Genomic DNA, 22,814 nt, shown 5'->3' with positions numbered 1-22,814 from the left:
AGTGTGGGGCGACGATGGGATTTGTGGTCTTCCTCGCCATCTGTGTGGTGGTAGCGGCCCTGGTGGCCACGGCGGCGAACGGCCGCAGCGGCAGCGGCCACCGCAGCCTCGGCAAGCGCCGGCAGGACGGCACCGGTTGGTGGGTGGCCGGTGATCCGGGAGGGAGCGGCGGGCACCATCACGGCCACTCCTGCGGCGGGTTCTCCTGCGGGGGTGGGGGCGGCGGGCACCACTCGTCCTGCGGCGGGGGCGGCGGTGGCTGCGGGGGCAGCTCCTGAGGCTCGGTCCGGGGCGGCTTTCGGGGCGCGGGGTCCGAGCCGTCGTCCGAGGCAGGGTTCGGGGCGGCGCCCGAGCTGTCGTCCGGGGCGGTGTTCGAGGCGGTTTTCGGTAGGGGTCGGGGAAGCGGGCGGGGCGGCTGCGGAGGCGTTGCTGCCCCGTACACATGCATGGGGCCCATGCACGTCCGCATATGCGCCCAGTGGGGTCAACGCCCGCTGAGTCATGGGCTGTTGAACAACTGAACTGAGTGGCCCTCTGAGGGATGGAAACCCGGCGAAGATGGGTAAAAACGCTGTGGGCCCCGCTCGTTTCATGATTCCCTCTCTCTAGAGAATCCCAGTTCTCGGACCCCACGTGGGCACGAGCCGGCAGACAGTCGTAACCCTGATCCCGTCTCCGGGGCAGGCCGGCCCACCATCCACTGCGTGCTTGCGGAGCCGACCCATGCTCACGACCCTGAAAACGGCCTACACCGATACCCGTGCATCCGACCTGGCCTGGGCACTCGGCAGGGAGCCGCTGTCGGCCCTCGCCGTGCTCGACCTCCAACTCGACGACGCGAACGTGCAGTTGAGACTGCTCGGCGCCTCCCACCAAGTGCTCCTGGAGGAGGAGCGCGGCACCTGCTCCGAGACCGTGGCCTGCATACCCGGCAGCAGTACCCCGCTTCCGCTCGGGGTGGCGAAACGCATCGGCGACTGGGAGTACGAATTCGCCGCCCATGTCGAGACGCTGTCGCAGGGCTCGTTCGCCGGCCGCGCCCAGGAACTGCTCGCCCTGGTCGCCGAACACCCGCACGGCCTTGCCGGAACGTTCCCGGGCTCGCCGCACGCGTTCACCGCGATGCTGGCGCAGCGCGAACACGGCCAGGTGCGCTGGCGCACCTGGCACGCGTATCCGCAGGAGGGGCGGCTGGTCGCGACGCGTACGCGGGTGGGGGTACGGGTGGCGGCGGCGCTCTGACGGGCGGGGTGCGACGGGTGTGGCGAGGCGCGTCGGGGGCGGGGCCGCGGGGGTCGGCGGCCGGGTGCGGCGGCGGGTGAGGGGGAACCGGGAGACGGCTGTTCGGTTCCGCGGGCCCGGGGGCCGGGCACTTCTACCGGCTCGCGCCGCGGGCCACCTGCCCGCAGCGCTCCAAGTCGCCCGTGTGGGAAGCTCACTACGCCCGTGTGGGTGACGTAGGGCAATCCAGTTGTCACGTAGCGTTCACGGCATGATCGACCCGCCTGATCCAGTCCACCGCGGTTCCCCCGTGCCGCCCGAGACCAGGAGTCCGGCGCCGCTGCCCGTACCCGCCGGACTCGGCCGACTGCTCGTCCTGGCCACGGTCTTCGTCTGCGCCGCCTGCGGACTCGTCTACGAACTCGAACTGGTCGCCCTCGCCTCCTACCTGACCGGCGACTCGGTCACCCAGGCGTCCGTCGTGCTGTCCGTCATGGTCTTCGCGATGGGCGTCGGCTCGCTGCTCGCCAAGCGGCTGCGGTGCCGGGCGGCGGTCGGATTCGGCGCACTGGAGGCGGTCCTCGCGCTCGTCGGCGGCTTCTCCGCCATGGCGCTGTACGCCTGCTACGCCTGGTTCGGGCAGTCCCGCTCCGTCCTGGTCGCCTTCTCCCTGGCCATAGGCATGCTCATCGGCGCCGAGGTGCCGCTGCTGATGACGCTCATCCAGCGGGTCCGCCGCCAGGATGCGGGCGGCGCGGTCGCGGACCTGTTCGCGGCCGACTACGTGGGCGCCCTCGTCGGCGGCCTGGCCTTCCCCTTCCTCCTGCTGCCGGTGCTGGGCCAGATCTCCGGCGCCCTGCTCACCGGCTCGGTCAACGCGGTGGCCGGCGGCGGGCTGGTGCTCTGGCTCTTCCGCCGCGACCTGTCCGTACGGTCCCGCTGGACGCTGATCACCACGAACGTGCTGGTGCTGGCGCTTCTCGCGGCCGGGACGGCGCTGGTGTCCCCGTTCGAACGGGCCGCGCGGGACGCGGTGTACGGGTCGGCGGCGCGGGTCGCGGTCCGTACCGGCGTCCAGGAAGTCGTGATCACCGGCGGTACGGGCCCGGAGGCCACGGGCCGCACCGGCCGGTCCGGCGGCAGGGACGGAATCGGCCGCGCGGGCAGTTCGGGCCGTGGCGCCGCAGAGCGGGGGCGGCCGGCGGCCGGGGCCGGGAAGGCCGAAAGGCCGCTCGGGCTCTACCTGGACGGCCGGCTGCGGGCCCGCGCGGAGGACGACATCCCGTACCACGAGGGGCTGGTGCACCCGGCCATGACCGGCGGCCCGCACCGCCGGGTACTGGTGCTGGGCGGCGGTGACGGGCTGGCCGCCCGCGAGGTGCTGCGCCACCCCGGCGTGACGGACGTGACGGTCGTCGAACTCGACCCGGACGTGGTCCGGCTGGCCCGTACGGACCCGGGCCTGTCCGCGCTCAACGGGCACGCGCTCGACGACCCGCGGGTGCGGGTGGTCCCGGGCGACGTCTTCGAATGGCTGCGGCGGGGCGGTGCGGCGCCGCGGAACGGCGGCCCGTACGACGTCATCGTCGCCGACCTCCCCGACCCGGGAAGCACGGCCAGCACCAAGCTCTACTCGCAGGAGTTCTACGGCCTCGCGGCCCGCGCCCTGGCCGAGAACGGGCGGCTGGTGGTGCACGCCGGAGAGCCCGCGGTCCAGCCCCGCTCGTTCTGGACGGTGGACGTGACCGTACGGGCCGCGGGCCTGGCGACCGTCCCCTACCGCATCCCCGGCCGGCTGCCGCACCGCAACGACGCGCCGGAACGCTCCTGCGCGACGGACCGCCCCGCCACCGACCGGACCGCCTGCGGCTGGGGCTTCATCCTGGCCGCACACCGAAAACCCCACCTGGACCTGCCGCCGGACACCCCGGCCCTACGCTCCCTGACCCGCGACGGCCTCCGCGCCGCCGCCCGCGCCATCACCCCCACCCGCATCCCCGGCCTGCCGCCCTCGACCCTGATGCACCCGCGTCACCTGGACTGACGCGCGCTGACGCGCTCGTGTGCCCGGGTGCCGCAGACGGCCGCCGGGCGCCGGTCGGCGGGAGCCGGAACCCTCGCCCGCTCACGGTGGCGCGACTGCCTCGACCCCCGGTGAGCACGGCCCTCCCGGGACGTGACGGTCCCGATTCGAACACCACGGACACCCGTCAAGGGGGTCCCCGCCGTGCTCGGAAAGGAATTAGGCTCCCATGTCATGGAGCACGAGGTGTACGTTCCGTTTCCCGTCGAGACCGTACGGCTGGCACTGACCGAGCCGGAGCGCGTGGCGCGCTGCATTCCCGGGTGCCAACTCGACGCCGACGCGGACCCCGGCACCCCCGGCGGGCGGCTGCGGCTGCGCATCGGGAGTTCCACCATCACCTACCGCGGCACGCTGACTGTCACCTTCCGCAGCGCCGGGACGGTCACGGTCGAGGCGAGCGGAATGGAGTCCCGGGGCGACGGCTCCGCCGAACTGTCCCTCACCGTGCGGCTCGCCGCCGGGCCCGACGACGCCGCGACCACGGTCCTGAGCTGCGCCGGTACGGTCACGAGCACGGGGCGCCTCGCCGAGGCCACCGACCAGGCGGCCGACTCCGCCGGACGCCGTGTCCTGGACCGCTTCGCCGCCAACCTCACGGCGGACCTCACCGACAACCCGCTGGAGGCCCGGGGCGGCGGCGCGCCGTCCGCGCTCCCCGCCGACCCGGCCGGCTTCGAGTCCGAGGTGCCGCCGCCCTCGCTCGACCCGCTCGCCGATGCCGACGACCAGGACGACGCCGCGCCCGCCGAAGCCGCGCACGCGCGACGCACGATGATCGGGCGCAGCGCCGAGGAAGTCGACCACGCGCCGCCCCGCGGCCGGTACGCGCCCGTGCCCGCCCCGCAGTCGGCGACCACCTCCGCCACCCTGCGCTGGGCGGCCCCCGCCGCGGCCCTCGCGCTCGCGTCGGCCGTCGTGGTGGGCCGGGTGCTGCGGCGGCGCCGCTGAACGGCCCGGTGTGATGGCGGCAGCGGGGGTGCCCGGACCGCCGGCGACACCACGCCCGCCGCACGCCGTCCCGCGCCGGCTCCCCGTTAGGGTCGGACCGTGAGTGACAACGACACGCGAAACGCCCCGCAGGGCCAGGTACTGCTGGCCGCCGGCGACGCCGAACTGACCGTGGACCCGGCCAACGGCGGCCGGCTCGCCGGCCTGCGCATCGGCGGTACGGAACTGCTGCGGCAGGGCGCCAAGTACGGCTCCTTCCCGATGGTGCCGTGGTGCGGCCGGATCGAGAACGGGCAGTTCCGCAACGGCGGCGAGACGCACCAGATGCCGGTCAACTCCGCGCCGCACGCCATCCACGGCACCGGCCGCGACGTCGCCTGGACGACGGCCCGCGCGGACGCCACCAGCGCCGTGTTCACCTACGACCTCCTCGACCCGGACGCCGCGCCCTGGCCGTACCCGGGCCGCGTCACCCAGCTGGTCGAGCTGGCCGAGGACGGCGGCTCGCTCACCCTGACCATGGGCGTCGAGGCGAGCGCCGACTCCTTCCCGGCGCAGGCCGGCTGGCACCCGTGGTTCCTGCGCCGGCTCGGCGAGGAGGGGCGGCAGAGCGAGGACGTACGGATCGACTTCTCAGCCGCCTGGCAGGAGGAGCGCGGCGAGAACCACCTGCCCACCGGCCGGCGCATCGACCCGAAGCCCGGCCCCTGGGACGACTGCTTCGGCATGCCGGACGGCGTGGACGTCACCCTCACCTGGCCGGGCCGGCTGGAGCTGAAGGTCACCAGCCGTGCCGAATGGGTGGTGATCTACGACGAGCAGCAGGAGGCGGTCTGCGTGGAGCCGCAGTCCGGCCCGCCGAACGGCCTCAACACGGCGCCGCGCCTGGTCACCCCCATCGACCCGTTGGAGATCTCCACCACCTGGGCCTGGCGCACCCTGGCGTGACCGGCCAGGGCCCCCGTCCCTCGCTCCCGGCCCCGGCGTCGGGCCGGGGCCCGGGCCACCTTCTAAGCTCATGCACATGACTGACGACGTACGCGGCGATCTGCTGCAGCAGATCAAGGACAAGGCCGTGGTGCACGGCAAGGTGACGCTCTCCTCCGGCAAGGAGGCCGACTACTACATCGACCTGCGCCGGATCACCCTCGACGGTGCGGCCGCGCCCCTCGTCGGGCAGCTGATGCTGGACATCACCGCCGACCTGGACTACGACGCGGTCGGCGGGCTCACGCTCGGCGCCGACCCGGTCGCGGCCTCGATGCTGCACGCCGCCGCGGCGCGCGGCCGCCGGCTGGACGCGTTCGTCGTACGCAAGGCGCAGAAGACGCACGGGATGCAGCGGCGGATCGAGGGTCCGGACATCAAGGGCCGCCGGGTCCTGGTGGTCGAGGACACCTCCACCACCGGCGGCTCGCCGCTGACCGCGGTGGAGGCGGCGCGCGAGGCGGGCGCGGAGGTGGTCGCGGTCGCCACGATCGTGGACCGCGGGGCGGAGACGGCGATCGCCGATGCGGGTCTGCCGTACATCACCGGATACCGGCTCGGTGATCTCGGCCTCGGTTGAGTCCTGCGCGGGACCCGACGCTGACCAGCGCGGATCGCAAACGGGTGGTTGGTTTCACGTGAAACCGGCCACCCCTTTGCGTGGGGGTGGCGTGTACGGGATGTGGAGCAAACCGCCGAGTCTGGGAAGATGAGCTACGGCGATGTCGTCGCCCCCTGGTCAGGGCCCAGAACGCACACCCGCACATCACAAGGAGCGGACAGATGCCCATCGCAACTCCCGAGGTCTACAACGAGATGCTGGACCGGGCGAAGGCAGGCAAGTTCGCCTACCCGGCCATCAACGTGACCTCGACGCAGACTCTGCACGCAGCGCTGCGTGGTTTCGCCGAGGCCGAGAGCGACGGCATCGTCCAGATTTCCACCGGTGGTGCGGAGTTCCTGGGCGGCCAGCACAACAAGGACATGGTGACCGGCGCCGTCGCGCTGGCGGAGTTCGCGCACATCGTCGCCGAGAAGTACGACATCAACGTCGCGCTGCACACCGACCACTGCCCCAAGGACAAGCTGGACGGCTACGTCCGTCCGCTGCTGGCGATCTCCGAGCAGCGGGTGGCCAAGGGCCAGAACCCGCTGTTCCAGTCCCACATGTGGGACGGCTCCGCCGAGACCCTCGCCGACAACCTGGCCATCGCCCAGGAACTGCTGGCCCAGGCTGCCGCCGCGAAGATCATCCTTGAGGTCGAGATCACCCCGACCGGTGGCGAGGAGGACGGCGTCACCCACGAGATCAACGACGAGCTCTACACCACGGTCGACGACGCGGTGCGGACCGCTGAGGCGCTGGGCTTGGGCGAGAAGGGCCGCTACCTGCTGGCGGCGTCGTTCGGCAACGTGCACGGCGTCTACAAGCCGGGCAACGTCGTGCTCCGCCCCGAGCTGCTGAAGGATCTCCAGGAGGGCGTCGGTGCGAAGTACGGCAAGTCCGCGCCGTTCGACTTCGTCTTCCACGGTGGCTCCGGCTCGACGGCGGAGGAGATCGCCACGGCGCTGGAGAACGGCGTCGTGAAGATGAACCTGGACACGGACACGCAGTACGCGTTCACGCGGCCGATCGCGGACCACATGTTCCGCAACTACGACGGTGTGCTGAAGGTCGACGGCGACGTGGGCAACAAGAAGACCTACGACCCGCGCAGCTGGGGCAAGCTCGCCGAGGCGGGCATGGCCAAGCGCATCACGGAGGCCTGCGCGAACCTCCGCTCCACCGGCACCAAGATCAAGTAACCACCTGGCGCCATTGGGGTCCCGCGTTCACGTTGCGTGAGCGCGGGGCCTTTGCTTTGGCCGACGCGGTTGGGGGTGCGCGTTGTGCGCTGTCGGTCCGGTGGGTGGGGGGCTCGGGTCCCCGCAGGGGTCACTCCTCGACACCGTGCACGTCATCGGTGACGTAGTTGTGAACCCAGATACCCGGCTGCTCTGCGGGGAGACCCCTGCGTGGACCCGAGCCCCGCGCCGTGGGCGACTATCCGTACATCGTGGCTGGGAACCACACAGCCCGGTCCGGCGCGGAGCGCTGGACCGGGCCGGGTCCCCTGCGCGGAGCGCAGGGGCGGTTCCGCTGCGCGGAGCGCAGTGGGTGGGCTCGCCGCGCGGAGCGGGGCGGCGGGGTGGCGCCATCTGCGCTGCCCGTACTGCTTGGCGGCGGTGAGCAGGGTGCGAGGGCCGGGAGCCACGGGGGCCATCCTCCTCCCCGGGTGGTGGGTGAGCGCCCCGCCCTCTGTCACCGCGAGCCTCACCACACGGTGGGGCGCCGACCAGGGTGATCGAAATCTTCCCCACCAGCTGTCCGGGACGCGCCAAACCGGCCGGAGGGGGTGCGTAGGGGGCCATCCCCGCAGAGCAGCCGGGTATCTGGGTTCACAATCACGCCCCCGTTGCCGTGCACGGTGTCGAGGAGTTGGCCCCCTGCGCACCCCCGCCCCCAGAACGAATCCAATGCGACCCGCGCGACAGCGCAAACCCCGCGCGAAGCGCAAAGCCGCCCACCCCCACAACGTGAACCCAAAAACGGGCCCAGCCCCCTGAGGTACCTTCTCGGCCGGCCCCTCCGGGAAGATAGAGGTATGGCCATTCACGAGAACCTCCTCGGGGGACCACCCCCGACCGAACTGCCCGACGACCCCGAGCCCCGCGAGCTCCTCGCTTCGGGGGCCGCGCCGGCGGACGTCGCGGCGAAGTATCCGACCTCCTCGCTGGCCTGGGCGCAGCTTGCCGATGACGCGTTCCAGGCGGGGCGTACGGTCGAGTCGTACGCGTATGCCCGTACCGGTTACCACCGCGGCCTGGACGCCCTGCGCCGGGCGGGTTGGAAGGGGCACGGCCCGGTGCCGTTCGAGCACGAGCCGAACCGGGGTTTCCTGCGTGCCCTGCACGCTCTCGCCCGCGCCGCGCAGGCGATCGGCGAGCAGGAGGAGTACGAGCGGTGCTCGACGTTCCTGCGGGAGTCGTCGCCGACCGCGGCGGACACCCTTTCGTAAGGCGCTGAGCTGCGTTTCCGGCTGAGGCCGGGGAGGACCGCGGGCCGGTCGCGCATGCGCGACCGGCCCCTTGCGCGCCTTGTGCGGAGCACGGATGATGCCAGTGGGCCGGAAGATTTCGGGCCCGAGGGGACCGGGGCTCCGTTTGCCGACGGGAGGGAGCGGACCGCTACCCGGAAGCGAGCAGCATCGAGGAGTTCCTCATGTCGCAGCAGTCCGCCCCGCACGAGAATCCGGAGCACCCGCCGGCCGCAGAGGCCGAGGCAGCGGCCGAGGCAGCGGCCGAGACCGACACCCGGCGCCCCGATCTGCGCATCGGCAGCACGAGCACGACCCCGTACGAGGACTATGTCCACGCGGACGTGCTCACCCACCTCCAGCATCCGCTGTCCGACGACCCGGGCGAGATGGCGTTCCTGGTCACGACCCAGGTGATGGAGCTGTGGTTCACGGTCGTCGTGCACGAGTGGCACACCGCGGCCCAGGCGCTGCGCCGGGACGATCTGCCGGCGGCCATGGCGGCGCTGGAGCGTTCGACGTACGAGCTGGAGGCCCTCATCGCGGCCTGGAAGCCGCTGGCCCGGCTGACGCCGACGCAGTTCAACGCGTTCCGGGGCGCGCTGGGCGAGGGGTCGGGGTTCCAGTCCGCGATGTACCGGCGGCTGGAGTTCCTGCTCGGTGAGAAGTCGGCGTCGATGCTGGTGCCGCACCGTGGCGCGCCGCGTGAGCACGCCGAGTTGGAGAAGGCGCTGCAGGAGCCGAGTCTGTGGGACGAGGTGCTGCGGCTGCTGGCCCGCCGGGGCTACGCGATCCCCGGTGAGGTGCTGGAGCGCGAGACGACGGCGCGGTACGAGCCGGATGCGCGGGTCGAGGCCGTGTGGGCCGAGGTGTACGCGGGGCCGCGCGATGGTGAACTGGTGCGGTTGGGCGAGGCGCTGACGGACGTCGCCGAGTTGGTGTGGCGCTGGCGAAACGATCATCTGGTGGCGACGCGGCGGGCGATGGGAGCCAAGATGGGCACCGGCGGTTCGGCAGGCGTGGCATGGCTGGAGAAACGCGCCAGCAAGAACGTTTTTCCCGAGCTGTGGACGGCGCGCGGCCATGTCTGAACGGGCCGCCGCGCTGGACGCGAAGGACGAACTTCGCGACGTCCGGGAGCAGTTCGTCCTGGACGACTGCGTGTACCTGGACGGCAACTCGCTGGGGGCGCTGCCCCGCCAGGTGCCCGGCCGGGTCGCGGACGTCGTCGCCCGGGAGTGGGGCGAGCTGCGCATCCGCTCCTGGGAGGAGTCGGGCTGGTGGACCGCCCCGGAGCGGGTCGGCGACCGGATCGCCCCGCTGCTGGGCGCCGCGCCGGGGCAGGTGGTGGTCGGCGACTCGACCAGCGTCAACGTCTTCAAGGCGGTGGTCGGCGCCGTACGGATGGCGGGTGCGGGCCGGGACGAGATCCTGGCCGACGAGACGACCTTCCCGACGGACGGGTACATCGCGGAGTCCGCGGCGCGGATGACGGGCTGCACCCTGCGGGTGCTGCCGCCCGAGCGGATGTCCGGCGAGGCCGGTCCGCGTACGGCGCTCGCGCTGGTCAACCACGTCGACTACCGCACCGGACGGCTCAACGACCTGCCCGGCATCACCGCCGCGCTGCACGAGGCGGGCGCCCTGGCGGTCTGGGACCTGTGCCACAGCGCGGGCGCGCTGCCGGTCCGGCTGGACCTGCACGGCGTCGACTTCGCGGTGGGCTGCACGTACAAGTACCTGAACGGCGGGCCGGGCGCGCCCGCGTACCTGTATGTGCGCGAGGAGCTCCAGGCGCGCTTCGACTCGCCGCTGCCCGGCTGGAACTCGCACGCCGTGCCGTTCGGCATGGACACCGCCTACGCCCCGGCCGACGGCATCATCCGCGGCCGGGTCGGCACGCCCGACATCCTGTCGATGCTCGCCCTGGAAGCGGCCCTGGACGTCTGGGACGGCGTGCGCGTCGAGACCGTACGGGCCAAGAGCCTCGCGCTCGGCGACTTCTTCCTGGAGTGCGTGGAGGCGTACGTACCGGAGGGGCGGGTGCGCTGTGTCACGCCGCGCGAGCACCGCCTGCGGGGCAGCCAGATCGCGCTGGCCTGCGCGGACGCGGGGAAGGTGATGTCGGAGCTGATCCGCCGCCGGGTGATCGGCGACTTCCGCCACCCCGACGTGCTGCGCTTCGGCTTCACGCCGCTCTACACCTCCTTCACGGACGTGGCGCGCGCCGCGCGGGTGCTGGGCGAGGTCGTGGGGTGAGCGGTCCGGGCGCCGGGGACGAGGAGGCGGCACTGCTCGGCCTCGCGCCCGTGGCGCCCGACGCGACGACGGCGTACGGGCCGCATCCGGACCAGGTGCTCGACCTGTACGGGCCGCGGAACGGCGGGCCGGTGGTGCTGCTGTTGCACGGGGGATTCTGGCGGGCGGCGTACGACCGTACCCACCTGTCGCCGCTCGCGGCGGAGCTGGCCCGGCACGGGCTGCCGGTCGCCCTCGCCGGGTACCGACGGGTGGGGGCGGGCGGGGGCTGGCCGCGTACGTACGACGACGTGGTGGCCGCGACGGCCGCGGCGGGGCGGCCCGCGGTGGTCGTGGGGCATTCGGCGGGCGGGCATCTGGGGCTGCTCCTGGCGGACCGCACCGGCCCGGACGCGCCGCGGCGGATCATCGCCGTGGCACCCGTCGCGGACCTCGCGCGCGCTCACGAGCTGGGCCTGAGCAGCGGCGCGGTGGCGGAGTTCGTGGGCGGCGGGCCCGGTCGGGCGGACCGGCTCGCCGCCGCCGACCCCGTACGGCGGCTGCCCGGCGCGGTGCCCGTGACGATCCTGCACGGCACCGCCGACGCGGATGTGCCCGTCGAGGTGTCCCGGCGCTACGTACGGGCCGCGCGGGCCGCCGGCGGCACCGTCCCCGTGCTGCGCGAGCAGCCCGGAACCGGGCACTACGCCCCCGTCACCCCCGGCACCGCGGCCTTCCGCGTCCTCCTGGCCACCCTCCGTAGTACTTGAGGAGGACGTCCGCAGATCCGCTCAGGAGGGGACGACCACGGGCCGCCCGCTGCTTACCGTGGTGTACGTGAACCAGACGACCCACTCGCAGCGCGACGACCTGCGCTCGGAAGCCCGACTCGTCCGTGGCGCGCTGAACCGGCTGCGCCAGGACCTGATCGTGGACGCCTTCGCCTTCCGCCCGATGCTGCCCCTGGACGACGCGCGCGTGTCCGGGTGGTCGTGGGTCCCGCAGCGGCTGCGCCGCCATCTGCGCTGGGCGCCGCACCTGATGCTCGCGGCCGTGGCGGCCCTCGTGTTCCTCGCGACCACGAGCGTGATGGCCCGCAGCGGCCCGCTGAGTTTCCTGATCACCTCGGCCTTCAGCTTCCTGCTCGCCGCGCCGCTCGCGCTGACGCTGTTCCGCCCGATAGGCGCGTTCTGGCTGTCGGGCGGGGCGCTCGGCTTCGCGATGCTGGCCTATGTCGTGACCGGGTCCGGGTCCGTCGGGTACGAGATCGGCTTCATCACGCACACCGCGGTGATGGTCCTGGTGGTGCTCCGTACCCGGCCCCGGCTGGCCGCCGAGATGTGGCTGGCCACCATGGCCGGGTGCGCGGTGATGGTGCTGCTCAACCCCCGGGCGATCTCGGACGTGGCGCCGTTCGCGGTGCTGACGGTGTTCGTGCTGGTGCCCGCCGCCGCCATCCGCGCCTGGCGCGAGGAGCGGCAGAACGTCGTCGAGACGCAGACCGCCACCGCCGAGGAGCGCTCGCGGCGCACGCTGCTGGAGGAGCGCGCCCTGATCGCCCGCGAGCTGCACGACGTGGTCGCGCACCACATGTCCGTCATCGCCATCCAGGCCGAGGCCGCCCCGTACCGCGTCAAGGACACGCCGCCCGAGCTGGCCACCTCCTTCTCGACCATCCGGGAGAACGCGGTGGCCGCGCTGACCGAGCTGCGCCGCATCCTCGGCGTCGTACGCTCCGAGGACCCGGACGCCTTCGTCGAAACCGACCCCGAGGCACCGCAGCCGACCCTGGCCAGCCTCGACTCGCTGCTGGAGAGTGTGCGCGGCGCGGGCCTGATCGTCGAGGCCGTGGTCACCGGCGCGCCCCGGCCGCTGCCGCAGGGCGTCGAGCTGTCCGCGTACCGCATCGTCCAGGAGGCGCTGAGCAACACCCTGCGGCACGCGCCGGGGGCCGAGGCGCAGGTGGAGATCTCGTACGTGCTCGGCGGGCTCGGACTGCGTATCGTCAACGGCAAGGCCAGCCGGCTGGCCAAGCCGTCGCCGGGGGCCGGGCACGGTGTACTGGGAATGCGGGAGCGGGTGCAGATGCTGGGCGGGGAGATGACCGCGGACCACACCGCGGAGGGCGGGTTCGAGGTCGCGGCCTTCATTCCGGTGTCGGCCGCGCAGGGTACGGCGGGGGAGAAGACGGCGTGATCCGGGTACTGATCGTCGACGACCAGGTCATGGTCCGTGAGGGCTTCTCGGTGCTGATGGGCGCCATGCCGGACATCGAGGTCGTCGGCGAGGCCGTGGACGGCCGGCAGGCGGTGGCCAAGGTGGCCGAGCTGCGCCCCGACGTGGTGCTGATGGACATCCGGATGCCGGAGATGAACGGGCTGGAGGCGACCCGCGAGATCGTCGCCGCCGACGCGGACGCCAAGGTGCTGGTGCTGACCACCTTCGACCTCGACGAGTACGTCTACCAGGCGCTGCGCTCCGGGGCGAGCGGCTTTTTGCTCAAGGACGCCTCAGCGGGGCAGCTCGCGGAGGGGGTACGGATCGTGGCGAGCGGCGAGGCGCTGCTCGCGCCGACCGTCACCAAGCGACTGATCTCGGAGTTCTCCAAGCTGGACACGCCGCGGGCGCCCACCCAGGAGCGGGTCGGCGACCTCACCGAACGGGAGACCGAGGTCCTGGTGCTGGTGGCCCAGGGGCTGTCCAACGGTGAGATCGCCGAGCATCTGGTCGTGGCCGAGTCGACGGTGAAGACGCACGTCAGCCGGATTCTGGTGAAGCTGGGACTGCGCGACCGCACTCAGGCGGCGGTCTTCGCGTACGAGGCCCGGCTGGTCACGCCGGGCGGGTGAGGAGCGGCGGGCCGGGCCGGCGGATCACAGTTGTGCGATGTCGGACTTGGCCCGCAGCAGGGTGTCGCGGGTGATCACCACGATCCGTTCGTAGTCGGCGCGGCTGGCGTCGGCCGGCAGTTTGCCGTCCAGGTCGGTGGTCATGTCGGTGCCGATGACGGCGAAGCGTCCGTCGCTCAGTTCGAAGAGGTCGGGGCAACTGCCGTTGCCCATGCTGCCGCGCTCCTGAGGGGTGGCGCCCAACCGTCGAGAGATATCGAGTGCTGTCACCGGGCCGGAATACCCCGGTGGCGCACGGCAGCGCGAGCTGAATTGCGGAATTTTTTCTTTTCGGTACAGGCTGCTACACCTGTGAGCGCTTTACGGCTCGTTGTGTTGACCTTCGATCAAACGCAGGTTCGGTGAATGCGGTGCTTGTGCGTTCGTCTGGGTCAGCGCTTCGTCGACGAGTGCGGCGAAACGCCGTTCGTGCGATCCGGGGTCCATTTCGGCACGCATGAAGCGTGCCGATTCCCAGTAGCCGCGGAAGGCCGACGACCGGACGATGTACCGCAGATGACCCAGGGCCTCGCGGTCGTCGAGCATCTCCAGCTTGTGCGCGAGCATGGAGTGGCAGTAGATCAGGTTGGCGTACAGATACTGCCGGTTCTCCTTCGGCGTCAGACCCGGCGCGAATGCGGGCCAGACCTCAGCCAGTTCCGGATCGCCGATGCTCATTTTGAGCAGTTCCATGTGCAGGCGCCGCAGATCGGCTTCGGCGCTGCGGTGCAGTTCACCGGCCGACCGGCGCATCTCGTCCCGCTGCAGCTCCAGTTCGGTGCGCTGCAGCCGCATCTCCGCGCGCTGCAGTTCCAGTTCCTGCCGTTGCAGCGAGGTCTCGTCGCGCTGCAGGCGCAGTGTCCTCGCCATGTAGAACAGCACCAGTACGGCCGTGGAGGACGCCGCGGCGCCGTATGCCTGGCCCGCGTTCCCACTGCCCGGGGTACGCAGTCCGGGCACCATCGTCATGACCAGGCTGAGCAGAATGCAGGCTGCTCCCGCCGCCAGTACGACCCCCAGATTCTGCAGAACCCATATCGCCTTGCGTGGTTCCCTTTGATTCACGGATACCTCCGCCCCGCCCCTATGGCGCGAAACGGCGGCGTGTCGGCCTTTCTGCGCCGCCATCGCCGCTCGCGGAGGTTGTGCCCAGCGGGAAACGCGTACAACCGCGCCTCTCGGTGAGGTGCGGGGCACGGCGGCGCGGAAGGCCCCACTCACGCTCCGCTGGTCTTGCGGGGACCCTTGCGGAGCAGGAGTGGCGGCAGGAGGTCTCTACCAGTTGGAGCGGGTAAGGAGCGCGTACGGCGCAACGGCGCACGCCCCAGGGATGAATTCACTCCCGCCGGGCGACGCGGCGGTGCGGGCGGTAAGGCGGGATGGCGACGCGGCGGTACGGCAGTGCGGCGCCGGAGTCCGCTACAGCTCCGGCGCCGCACGTACAGGGCCCCCGTGACCGGCCGTCAGCCGATGTCGCGGCGGCGCAGCCCGGCCAGGCCCACCGCCACGAACACCGCCGTGAGGCCGAACAGCCACAGGAACGGCGCCGCCGTGGCCTCGCCGCCCGGCAGCTTCGGGAGGTGGCTGAACGGCGACAGGTTCATCACCCACTGGGGCAGCTGGACGGCCGGGCCCAGCCAGCCGATGCCCAGGCAGCCGCCGACCACCGCCCAGGTGGCGGCCGCCGCCCGGGGGAGCGCGCCGACGAGCAGCACCGCGAGGCCGGTGAGCGTCCAGACCGCCGGGACCTGGGCCAGCGCCGCGCCCGCCGCGGGGCCGAGCTGCCCGCCGACGTCGCCGACCGTCAGGCCGTACGCGAAGCCGAGGCCCAGGCCGCCCAGCAGCAGGATCAGGGCCGTACCGAGGAAGGCGACGGCCAGATGCCCGGCGGCCCAGCGCAGCCGCCCGACGGCGCCCGCCAGCACCGGCTCGGCGCGGTCGCCGGTCTCCTCGCCGCGCAGCCGCAGCACCGCGCCCGCCGCGTAGAGGGCCGCGACCATGCCGAGTATGCCGCTCAGGGCGGACACGAACGCTTCGGCCAGGCCCTGTTGCCCGCCCATCCGCTCGAAGATCTCGCGGGCCTGCTCGTTGTCGCCGACCAGGTCGGACACGCCGTCGGTGATGCTGCCGAAGACGGCCCCGGCGAGGAGGAAGCCGGCCGCCCAGCCGAACAGGGTGGTCCGCTGCAGGCGCCAGGCCAGCCCGGTGGGGCCGTTCAGGGAGGCCGGTGCGCGCGGCGGTCCCGGGCGGGCGGGCAGGAAGCTCATGCCGAGGTCGCGGCGCGCGGTGAGCGTGTACGCGGCGCCGACCGTGACGGCCGTACCGGCGAGGAAGAGCAGGAGCACCCACCAGCGCTCGTCGCCGAACGCGCGCAGGTTCTCGGCCCAGCCGACGGGGGACATCCAGGTCAGCGGGGACGAGGCGTCCTGGGACGCGGCGTCGCCCGCGGCGCGCAGCACGAAGGCCGCGCCCAGTACCGCCCCCGCCAGGCCCTTGGCGGCCCGCGCGCTCTCCGTGAGCTGGGCGGTGATCGCCGCCAGGCCCGCGAAGAGCAGGCCGGTGCCGCCGATGGCGAGGCCCAGGGCCAGCGCACCGTCCGCCGGCCGCCCGGCCCCGGCGAGACCGGCGGTGATGAGCAGGGCCAGCGCCGCGTCGGCGATGAACGCGGCGAGCAGGGCGGCCGTGAGCGGGGCGCGCCGGCCGACCATGGCCGCGGACAGCAGCTCCTGGCGGCCCGTCTCCTCCTCCTCGCGGGTGTGGCGTACGACGATCAGCAGGCTCATCACGCCGGCCAGCAGCGCGGCGACGCCGCCGATGCGCCAGGCGGTCAGGCCGCCGAGGGAGTCGCTGAACACCGGCCCGTAGACGGCGCGCAGCGAGCCGTTGGCGGTCATCGAGACCGCCACCTCCGCGCGCTTGGCGGCGGTGTCGTAGAGCTTCTCCAGAGCGCTGCTCATGCTGACGACGGTCAGTCCGAGCAGCACCACCCAGGCCGGGATCATCAGCCGGTCGCGGCGCAGTGCCAGGCGCAGCAGGGTGCCGGTGCCGGCCAGGTCGCGGGAGCCGCCGGTGCGGGCGGTCGCGGGGAGCGTCGCGGCAGTCATCGCTGGGGCGCCTTTCCGGAAGCGGCGGAGGAGGCGGAGGGGCCGGATGCGGAGGGACCGGGCGCGGGGGCCAGGGTGCCGTCGGCGTCGTCCTGGTAGTGGCGCAGGAACAGTTCTTCCAGCGTCGGCGGCGTGCTGGTCAGGCTGCGGACGCCGGACTGGCTGAGCGAGCGCAGCACCGCGTCCAGCTTGTCGGTGTCCACCTGGAGGCGGACCCGGTGGCCCTGGATGTCGAGGTCGTGCACGCCGGGGAGGCGGGAGAGCCCGTTGGGCGTCCCGGCGAGTTCGGCGGTCACGCTCGTACGGGTCAGGTGCCGCAGGTCGGCGAGGGAGCCGGACTCGACGGTGCGGCCCTTGCGGATGATGCTGACGCGGTCGCAGAGCGCCTCGACCTCGGACAGGACATGGCTGGAGAGCAGGACCGTACGGCCGCGGTCGCGCTCCTCCTCGACGCAGTCCTGGAAGACCTCCTCCATCAGCGGGTCGAGGCCGGAGGTCGGCTCGTCCAGGATGAGCAGGTCCACGTCCGAGGCGAACGCGGCGACCAGGGCGACCTTCTGGCGGTTGCCCTTGGAGTACGTCCGGCCCTTCTTGGTGGGGTCCAGCTCGAAGCGCTCCAGGAGGCCGTCCCGGCGGGCCGTGTCGAGGCCGCCGCGCAGCCGTCCGTAGAGGTCGATGACCTCGCCGCCCGAGAGGTTGCGCCACAGCGTGACGTCACCGGGCACGTACGCGATGCGGCGGTGCAGGGCGACCGCGTCGCGCCACGGGTCCCGGCCCATCAGCTGCGCGCCACCCCCGTCGGCGCGCAGCAGGCCGAGCAGGACGCGGATGGTCGTGGACTTCCCGGCGCCGTTGGGGCCGAGGAAGCCGTGCACCTCACCGGCCTCGACGTCGAGGTCGAGACCGTCCAGCGCGTGGGTCCGGCCGAATGCCTTGCGGAGGCCGGACACCGAGATTGCCTTCGTCATGTTTCTGAACGTACGCTTCTTTCACAAACTTGTGAAGTTAAGAAACCGTATAAAGTCGGTGGCGGGGGAGCGTCGGGCCACGGGAGCAGGGGAGAGGATCAGAGGGTGAGCGAGCAGGCAGGCCGGCACCAGGGCGAGGAAACCGTGCGGGACGAGGAGGCGGTCTCCCGGTTCGTGGAGCGCTTCGCCGCGGAGCTGACCGAGGCGGGGATGCAGCGGATGGCCGCCCGGGTCTTCGCGGCGCTGCTCTCCAGCGACTCCGGCGCCCTCACCTCGGCCGAACTGTCCGAGCGGCTGCAGATCAGCCCCGCCGCCATCTCCGGCGCGATCCGCTACCTGGTGCAGGTCAACATGGTCCGCCGGGAGCGCGAGCCGGGCACCCGCCGGGACCGCTACCGGCTCTACAACGAGCTCTGGTACGAGACGCTGGGCAGCCGCGACCACATGCTGACGCGCTGGGAGGACGTGCTGCGCGAAGGCGCGAAGTCGCTGGGCCCCGACACCCCGGCCGGCGCCAGGGTCGCGGAGACCGTGGCCTTCTTCGAGTTCATGCAGGGCGAGCTGGCCAGGATGCTGGACCGCTGGCGCGAGCACCGGGACAAGCAGCTGCGGGGCGAGGCCTGAGGGGCGAGGTCTGCGGGGCCAAGCCTGGGGGGCCAGGCCTGCGGGGCCAGGCCTAGAGGTGCTTCCCGGACGCGGCGGCGTCGACGCGTGCGCCGTACGGCCGCCGCGTCCCGGCGTCAGTCGTGCGGCAGCGTCAGCCGCCACGCGTCCGGGTGCACCGTCCACGTACGGGTCCTGACCGGCCCGCCGACCACCACGTCCGCCCGGTAGCGGAAGTCCGCGCCCGACACGGTCACCGCCCGCGCGCGGGCCCGCACCGGGGGCTCGGCCTCCTGCCAGTGCACCACCACCTCGGCCAGCCCGGTGCCGTCGGCGCCCTCGCCGGGCGTCACCGACACCCAGCGCACCGGCCGGTCCAGGTCGGCCAGCACCACGCCGTCCGCCTCGACCCGCAGCCGGTGGCCGGGCGCGGCGGAGCGGTGGCTGTCGGGCGCGCCGGGATCGCCGGCCGGGGCGGCCAGCAGCGACAGTGCCGTACGGGCCTTACGGACGAGCGCGGCCCACCAGGGGGCGCGGGCCTCCGACCGGAGAACGCTCCCCGGGCCGGCCCCCGCGCCGGCCCCTGAAAAAGGTCCGGAACCAGCCCCCGAGCCGACCCCCGGAGCCGCCACGGGCCCCGCTTCCACCCCGTCGCGCGGCCCCGGCAGCCGCCGCCCGCGCCGCGATCGGGGGCCCGCCCGGCGCCGTCGGCCGTCCCCGCCCCGCGGCGGCTGCTCCGCCGTCCCGGAAGGGATGTCCAGGCCGCCCAGCACGATGCCGTCACTGTCGTCCGTGAGCAGGTGCAGGCTGTGTTCGGTGCCGTCCAGGACCGTCCGGGCGGCCGCGACGGTGTCCGTCGGCACGCCCAGCGCGCGGGACAGCGCCACCGCGCCCGGCGCGCCCACCGGCACCACCGCGAGTGCCACACCCGCCAGGTCGCGCTCCTTGTGCAGCAGCGCCACGGCGCGCAGCAGGGCGCGGTCGTCGCCGATCACCACGGGACGGCGATGGCCGCGGCGGGCGAGGGCCCGCGCGTACTCCTCGGGGCCGTCCGGAAAGCAGATCTTCGCGGCCGCGCCCGCACACAGGACGTCCTTGGCGATCCGTACGGACTCGCCGTCCGTACTGCGGGCGACCGGGTCGATGACCACGAGCAGGGGGTGTCCCCGGACCCCGTCCGGGAGAGAGTGCCCAGAAGGCTGCGCCGACACCTCGGTCCTTCCTCAGGTAGCATCTCGGTGCAAGAGCCCCTTGCGCTATTGCGCCAGGGGCTTCGTCTATTCCGGGGCACCGGTTCGACGGCTTGGGCGATGTCGTAGGCGTTTTTCCACACGCACACGGCCTCGCGCACGTTGGACATGCCCCGCCCGGAAGGGGTGTACGCCTGTGCCCGCACTTGTGCTGCTCGGTGCTCAGTGGGGTGATGAGGGCAAGGGAAAGGCCACCGATCTGCTCGGTGGGTCCGTCGACTATGTGGTGCGTTACCAGGGCGGCAACAACGCCGGTCACACGGTTGTCGTAGGCGACCAGAAATACGCGCTGCACCTTCTCCCTTCCGGAATCCTCTCGCCGGGGTGCACCCCGGTCATCGGCAACGGTGTCGTCGTCGACCCGGCGGTCCTGCTCTCCGAGCTGAGCGGACTCAACGAGCGCGGCGTCGACACGTCCAAGCTGCTGATCAGCGGTAACGCGCACCTGATCACGCCGTACAACATCACGGTCGACAAGGTCACGGAACGTTTCCTCGGCAAGCGGAAGATCGGCACGACGGGCCGCGGCATCGGCCCGACCTACGCCGACAAGATCAACCGCACCGGCATCCGGGTGCAGGACCTCTTCGACGAGTCGATCCTGCACCAGAAGGTCGAGGCGGCCCTCGACTTCAAGAACCAGGTGCTGGCCAAGCTCTACAACCACCGCGCGGTGGTCGCCGAGCAGGTCGTCGAGGAGATGCTCAGCTACGCGGACCAGATCAAGGGTTACGTGGCCGACACCACCCTCCTGCTGAACAACGCGATCGACGACGGCAAGGTCGTCCTCTTCGAGGGCGGCCAGGGCACGCTGCTCGACGTGGACCACGGCACGTACCCGTTCGTGACCTCCTCCAACCCGACCGCGGGCGGCGCCTGCACCGGCGCGGGGGTCGGCCCCACGAAGATCAGCCGGGTCATCGGCATCCTCAAGGCCTACACGACCCGGGTCGGCGCGGGCCCGTTCCCGACCGAGCTGTTCGACGCGGACGGCGAGGCGCTGCGCACCATCGGCGGCGAGCGTGGTGTGACCACCGGCCGCGACCGGCGCTGCGGCTGGTTCGACGCGGTCATCGCCCGCTACGCGACGCGCGTCAACGGCCTGACCGACTTCTTCCTCACCAAGCTGGACGTGCTCACCGGCTGGGAGCAGATCCCGGTCTGCGTGGCGTACGAGATCGACGGCAAGCGCGTCGAGGAGCTGCCCTACTCGCAGTCCGACTTCCACCACGCGAAGCCGATCTACGAGAACCTGCCGGGCTGGTCCGAGGACATCACCAAGGCCAAGACCTTCGCCGAGCTGCCGAAGAACGCGCAGGCGTACGTCAAGGCGCTGGAGGACATGTCGGGCGCCCCGATCTCCGCGATCGGAGTGGGCCCGGGCCGGGACGAGACGATCCAGATCAACTCGTTCCTGGACTGACCGGTCCCGGGGCCCGGCAGGGCCCGGGGCGGTCTCCCGCCCGTCCGCCGCGACCACGGCACCCGAGCCGCGTCCCGCTCCGCACCGGAGCGGGGCGCGGCTCACGCGTTTCCCGGGGGCCGGCCCTCAGCCTTTCTTCGTATACGTCAGCGTCGGCTTGCCGTCGTCGAAGACGCGGCGGAGCTTGCCGTCCGGGTGGATGCGCAGGGTGGTGGGCGCGCCCGCGCTGCAGCTGGTCGCCGGGCCCTCCACGACGGTGGTCGGGCCGATGCGCAGCGGTGGGCCCGCGTTCATGAGGATGGCCTTGAACTCGCAGCGGAAGGCGGACCCGCGCGCTTCCATGGTCAGGACGGTGTCGCCCACCTCGCCCTGGGCGAGGGTGAGGCGGTAGTTGGGGCCGCCCTTGCTGTTCTTGGACTCCCACTCGCCCAGGAACTTCTGCGGGATGACGCCGGGCTCCTTGCCCGCCGACTTGCCGACCTTGCCGTCCGCGGCGGCCACGGTGCTGCCGTCGGCCTGCCCGGGCGTTCCGTCGTCCTTGGGGGCGAACAGGATGTAGGCGACGCCGATGCCGACGGTGACCAGCCCGAGGCCGACGGCGGCGGCCAGGCCGGCGGTGCGGGTACGGGTGCGCGTACGGCCGGTGGTGCCGGAGGCACGCCCGCGGCTGGTGTGGTTGGTGTGGTTGCTCTGTCCGGCGTGACTGCCCTGGCCGGTGCGGTTGTGCTGACCGGTGTGCTGCCCCGTGTGCTGACCGGCGCGGCTGCCGAGGCTGGTGCGGCCGGTGGGGCTTTTGCGGCGGCGCCCGTGGGTCGTGGTGACCGTGGAGGTGGCGGGGGCCGGAGTGGCGTCCGGGGCGCCCGGCGGAGGCGTTGCGGGGGCCGCGTACGGCGGCGGGGTGGCGGAGCCGGAGGCCGGGGGAGGGGTGGCGGCGGGGGCGGGCGTCGGGGTGTGGTCCCAGGACCCGTCGCCGGGGCCGTCCCAGGCACCGTTCGGGTTCTCCGCGTCGAGCAGTTCGACCGCGTGCCGTCCCAGCTGGGCTATCAGCGCGCCCGGCAGCCAGGGCTCGTGGCCGTCGTCGTCGGATCTGGCGTACGCGATGAGCTGGTCCGGCGTCGGGCGCCGCGCCGGGTCCTTGGCCAGACAGGCGGCGACCAGGCTGTGCAGCCCGTACGGCAGCCCGGTCAGATCGGGCTCCTCCTGGGCGATGCGGTACATCAGCGCGTGCACACCGCTGTCGGACGTACCGAAGGGCAGCCGTCCGGTGGCCGCGAACATCAGCACCGACCCGAGGCAGAAGACGTCGCTGGCCGGTGTGACGGGCCTGCCGCGCACCTGCTCGGGTGACATGAAGCCGGGGGAGCCGACCGCCTGGTTGGTGCGGGTGAGCCCGCCGCCGACGGTCACCGCCTCCAGTGCCCGCGCGATGCCGAAGTCGATGACCTTGGGGCCGTCGATGGTGAGCAGGATGTTGGACGGCTTGAGGTCGCGGTGGACGATGCCGGCGGCGTGGATGCTGCGCAGCGCGCCCGCCAGGCCGGCGGCCAGGATGCGTACGGAACGTTCGGGCAGCGGCGTGCGGCCTTCGGTGATCACCTGCCGGAGCGAGGGGCCGGCGATGTAGCCGGTGGCGACCCATGGTGTGTCGGCCTCGGTGTCGGCGTCCAGGACGGGCGCGGTCCACTCGCCGCCGACGCGGCGCGCGGCCTGCACCTCCTGCCGGAAGCGCGCCCGGAAGTCGTCCTGGCCCGACAATTCGGTTTTGACCAGCTTGACGGCCACCGTGCGGCCGCGGTCGGAACGGGCGAGGTAGACCCGGCCCATGCCGCCCTCGCCCAGCCGGCCCAGCAGCCGGTACGCCCCGATCCGTGGCGGGTCCTGGGGGCCGAGCTGCCCGAGGCCGCGCTCTGCGCGCTCATTCACGTTCCGCTTGCCCTTTCACCTTGTTCGCCCCGTGCTCCCGGACGTGCCCTGCGGGGACGGTGCCGCAGGCGCGAACGTAACGGACGACGCAGCCGGTT

Annotated in this window: 21 protein-coding genes; 15 read left to right on the top strand and 6 right to left on the bottom strand. The window is 72.7% G+C overall.

Translation table 11 applies throughout. The features are described from left to right. Window positions 1-14 precede the first annotated feature (14 nt). From ACFV57_RS27930 to ACFV57_RS27870, 13 genes are all read left to right on the top strand, one after another. Window positions 15-278 (top strand): hypothetical protein, encoded by a 264-nt coding sequence (locus ACFV57_RS27930; protein WP_385237939.1) that lies wholly within the window; start codon window positions 15-17, stop codon window positions 276-278. Between the two features lie 445 nt (window positions 279-723). After that, the gene (locus tag ACFV57_RS27925) at window positions 724-1,242 is read left to right on the top strand and encodes a DUF2617 family protein (protein ID WP_385237937.1); all 519 of its coding nucleotides are present in this window, start codon (window positions 724-726) and stop codon (window positions 1,240-1,242) included. 250 nt (window positions 1,243-1,492) lie between these two features. Continuing rightward, a complete protein-coding gene (locus tag ACFV57_RS27920; RefSeq protein WP_385237935.1) occupies window positions 1,493-3,265 on the top strand; it encodes a spermidine synthase in 1,773 nt (590 codons plus the stop codon). A 213-nt stretch (window positions 3,266-3,478) separates the two neighbouring features. Then, window positions 3,479-4,255, top strand: a complete 777-nt coding sequence (locus ACFV57_RS27915; RefSeq protein WP_385237933.1) for an SRPBCC domain-containing protein — start codon at window positions 3,479-3,481, stop codon at window positions 4,253-4,255. A gap of 99 nt (window positions 4,256-4,354) precedes the next feature. Continuing rightward, window positions 4,355-5,203 carry an aldose 1-epimerase gene (locus tag ACFV57_RS27910; protein WP_385237931.1) on the top strand — a complete coding sequence of 283 codons (849 nt, stop codon included), beginning with the start codon at window positions 4,355-4,357 and terminating at the stop codon, window positions 5,201-5,203. 76 nt (window positions 5,204-5,279) lie between these two features. Further along, window positions 5,280-5,822: an orotate phosphoribosyltransferase gene (gene pyrE / locus ACFV57_RS27905; protein WP_385237929.1), complete on the top strand. Its 543-nt coding sequence runs from the start codon at window positions 5,280-5,282 to the stop codon at window positions 5,820-5,822. Between the two features lie 203 nt (window positions 5,823-6,025). After that, on the top strand, window positions 6,026-7,048 hold the full coding sequence (gene fbaA / locus ACFV57_RS27900; RefSeq protein ID WP_385237927.1) for a class II fructose-bisphosphate aldolase: 1,023 nt from the start codon (window positions 6,026-6,028) through the stop codon (window positions 7,046-7,048). Window positions 7,049-7,887: 839 nt separating this feature from the next. Then, a complete protein-coding gene (locus tag ACFV57_RS27895) occupies window positions 7,888-8,301 on the top strand; it encodes a DUF3151 domain-containing protein (protein ID WP_385237925.1) in 414 nt (137 codons plus the stop codon). A 203-nt stretch (window positions 8,302-8,504) separates the two neighbouring features. Beyond that, window positions 8,505-9,410 (top strand): tryptophan 2,3-dioxygenase family protein, encoded by a 906-nt coding sequence (locus ACFV57_RS27890; protein ID WP_385237923.1) that lies wholly within the window; start codon window positions 8,505-8,507, stop codon window positions 9,408-9,410. Next, a complete protein-coding gene (gene kynU, locus ACFV57_RS27885; RefSeq protein ID WP_385237921.1) occupies window positions 9,403-10,578 on the top strand; it encodes a kynureninase in 1,176 nt (391 codons plus the stop codon). The genes ACFV57_RS27890 and kynU overlap by 8 nt, the downstream gene beginning before the upstream one ends. Continuing rightward, entirely contained in the window at window positions 10,575-11,327 is a 753-nt protein-coding gene (locus ACFV57_RS27880) for an alpha/beta hydrolase family protein (protein WP_385237919.1), read from the top strand. The genes kynU and ACFV57_RS27880 overlap by 4 nt, the downstream gene beginning before the upstream one ends. Window positions 11,328-11,394: 67 nt before the next feature. Continuing rightward, a complete protein-coding gene (locus ACFV57_RS27875; protein ID WP_385237917.1) occupies window positions 11,395-12,753 on the top strand; it encodes a sensor histidine kinase in 1,359 nt (452 codons plus the stop codon). Next, window positions 12,750-13,406: a response regulator gene (locus ACFV57_RS27870; RefSeq protein WP_385237915.1), complete on the top strand. Its 657-nt coding sequence runs from the start codon at window positions 12,750-12,752 to the stop codon at window positions 13,404-13,406. The genes ACFV57_RS27875 and ACFV57_RS27870 overlap by 4 nt, the downstream gene beginning before the upstream one ends. A 24-nt stretch (window positions 13,407-13,430) precedes the next feature. On the opposite strand, the gene ACFV57_RS27865 is transcribed toward ACFV57_RS27870, so the two are convergent. The 4 genes from ACFV57_RS27865 to ACFV57_RS27850 form a co-directional block, all read right to left on the bottom strand. Continuing rightward, window positions 13,431-13,619 (bottom strand): hypothetical protein, encoded by a 189-nt coding sequence (locus tag ACFV57_RS27865; RefSeq protein ID WP_385237913.1) that lies wholly within the window; start codon window positions 13,617-13,619, stop codon window positions 13,431-13,433. A 147-nt stretch (window positions 13,620-13,766) separates the two neighbouring features. Then, complete coding sequence (locus ACFV57_RS27860; RefSeq protein ID WP_385237911.1) at window positions 13,767-14,414, bottom strand: DUF6082 family protein; 648 nt, start codon at window positions 14,412-14,414, stop codon at window positions 13,767-13,769. 494 nt (window positions 14,415-14,908) lie between these two features. Further along, on the bottom strand, window positions 14,909-16,549 hold the full coding sequence (locus ACFV57_RS27855) for an ABC transporter permease (RefSeq protein ID WP_385237909.1): 1,641 nt from the start codon (window positions 16,547-16,549) through the stop codon (window positions 14,909-14,911). Continuing rightward, the gene (locus ACFV57_RS27850) at window positions 16,546-17,517 is read right to left on the bottom strand and encodes an ATP-binding cassette domain-containing protein (RefSeq protein WP_385237907.1); all 972 of its coding nucleotides are present in this window, start codon (window positions 17,515-17,517) and stop codon (window positions 16,546-16,548) included. The genes ACFV57_RS27855 and ACFV57_RS27850 overlap by 4 nt, the downstream gene beginning before the upstream one ends. A 105-nt stretch (window positions 17,518-17,622) precedes the next feature. Here ACFV57_RS27850 and ACFV57_RS27845 point away from each other — a divergent pair, with 105 nt between their 5' ends. Next, the gene (locus tag ACFV57_RS27845) at window positions 17,623-18,141 is read left to right on the top strand and encodes a GbsR/MarR family transcriptional regulator (RefSeq protein ID WP_385237905.1); all 519 of its coding nucleotides are present in this window, start codon (window positions 17,623-17,625) and stop codon (window positions 18,139-18,141) included. Between the two features lie 116 nt (window positions 18,142-18,257). Here ACFV57_RS27845 and ACFV57_RS27840 read toward each other — a convergent pair whose 3' ends face one another. Continuing rightward, on the bottom strand, window positions 18,258-19,331 hold the full coding sequence (locus tag ACFV57_RS27840; RefSeq protein WP_385237903.1) for a hypothetical protein: 1,074 nt from the start codon (window positions 19,329-19,331) through the stop codon (window positions 18,258-18,260). Between the two features lie 175 nt (window positions 19,332-19,506). On the opposite strand from ACFV57_RS27840, the gene ACFV57_RS27835 reads away from it, so the two are divergent. Further along, on the top strand, window positions 19,507-20,793 hold the full coding sequence (locus ACFV57_RS27835) for an adenylosuccinate synthase (protein WP_385237901.1): 1,287 nt from the start codon (window positions 19,507-19,509) through the stop codon (window positions 20,791-20,793). 126 nt (window positions 20,794-20,919) lie between these two features. Here ACFV57_RS27835 and ACFV57_RS27830 read toward each other — a convergent pair whose 3' ends face one another. Continuing rightward, window positions 20,920-22,716 (bottom strand): serine/threonine-protein kinase, encoded by a 1,797-nt coding sequence (locus ACFV57_RS27830; protein WP_385237899.1) that lies wholly within the window; start codon window positions 22,714-22,716, stop codon window positions 20,920-20,922. Between the last annotated feature and the right edge of the window lie 98 nt (window positions 22,717-22,814).

It is taken from the genome of Streptomyces sp. NPDC059788 (assembly GCF_042732265.1).
Classification (GTDB): Bacteria; Actinomycetota; Actinomycetes; order Streptomycetales; family Streptomycetaceae; genus Streptomyces.
Note: the sequence above shows the minus strand (reverse complement) of the source record. Positions and strands in the feature narration are given on the sequence as shown.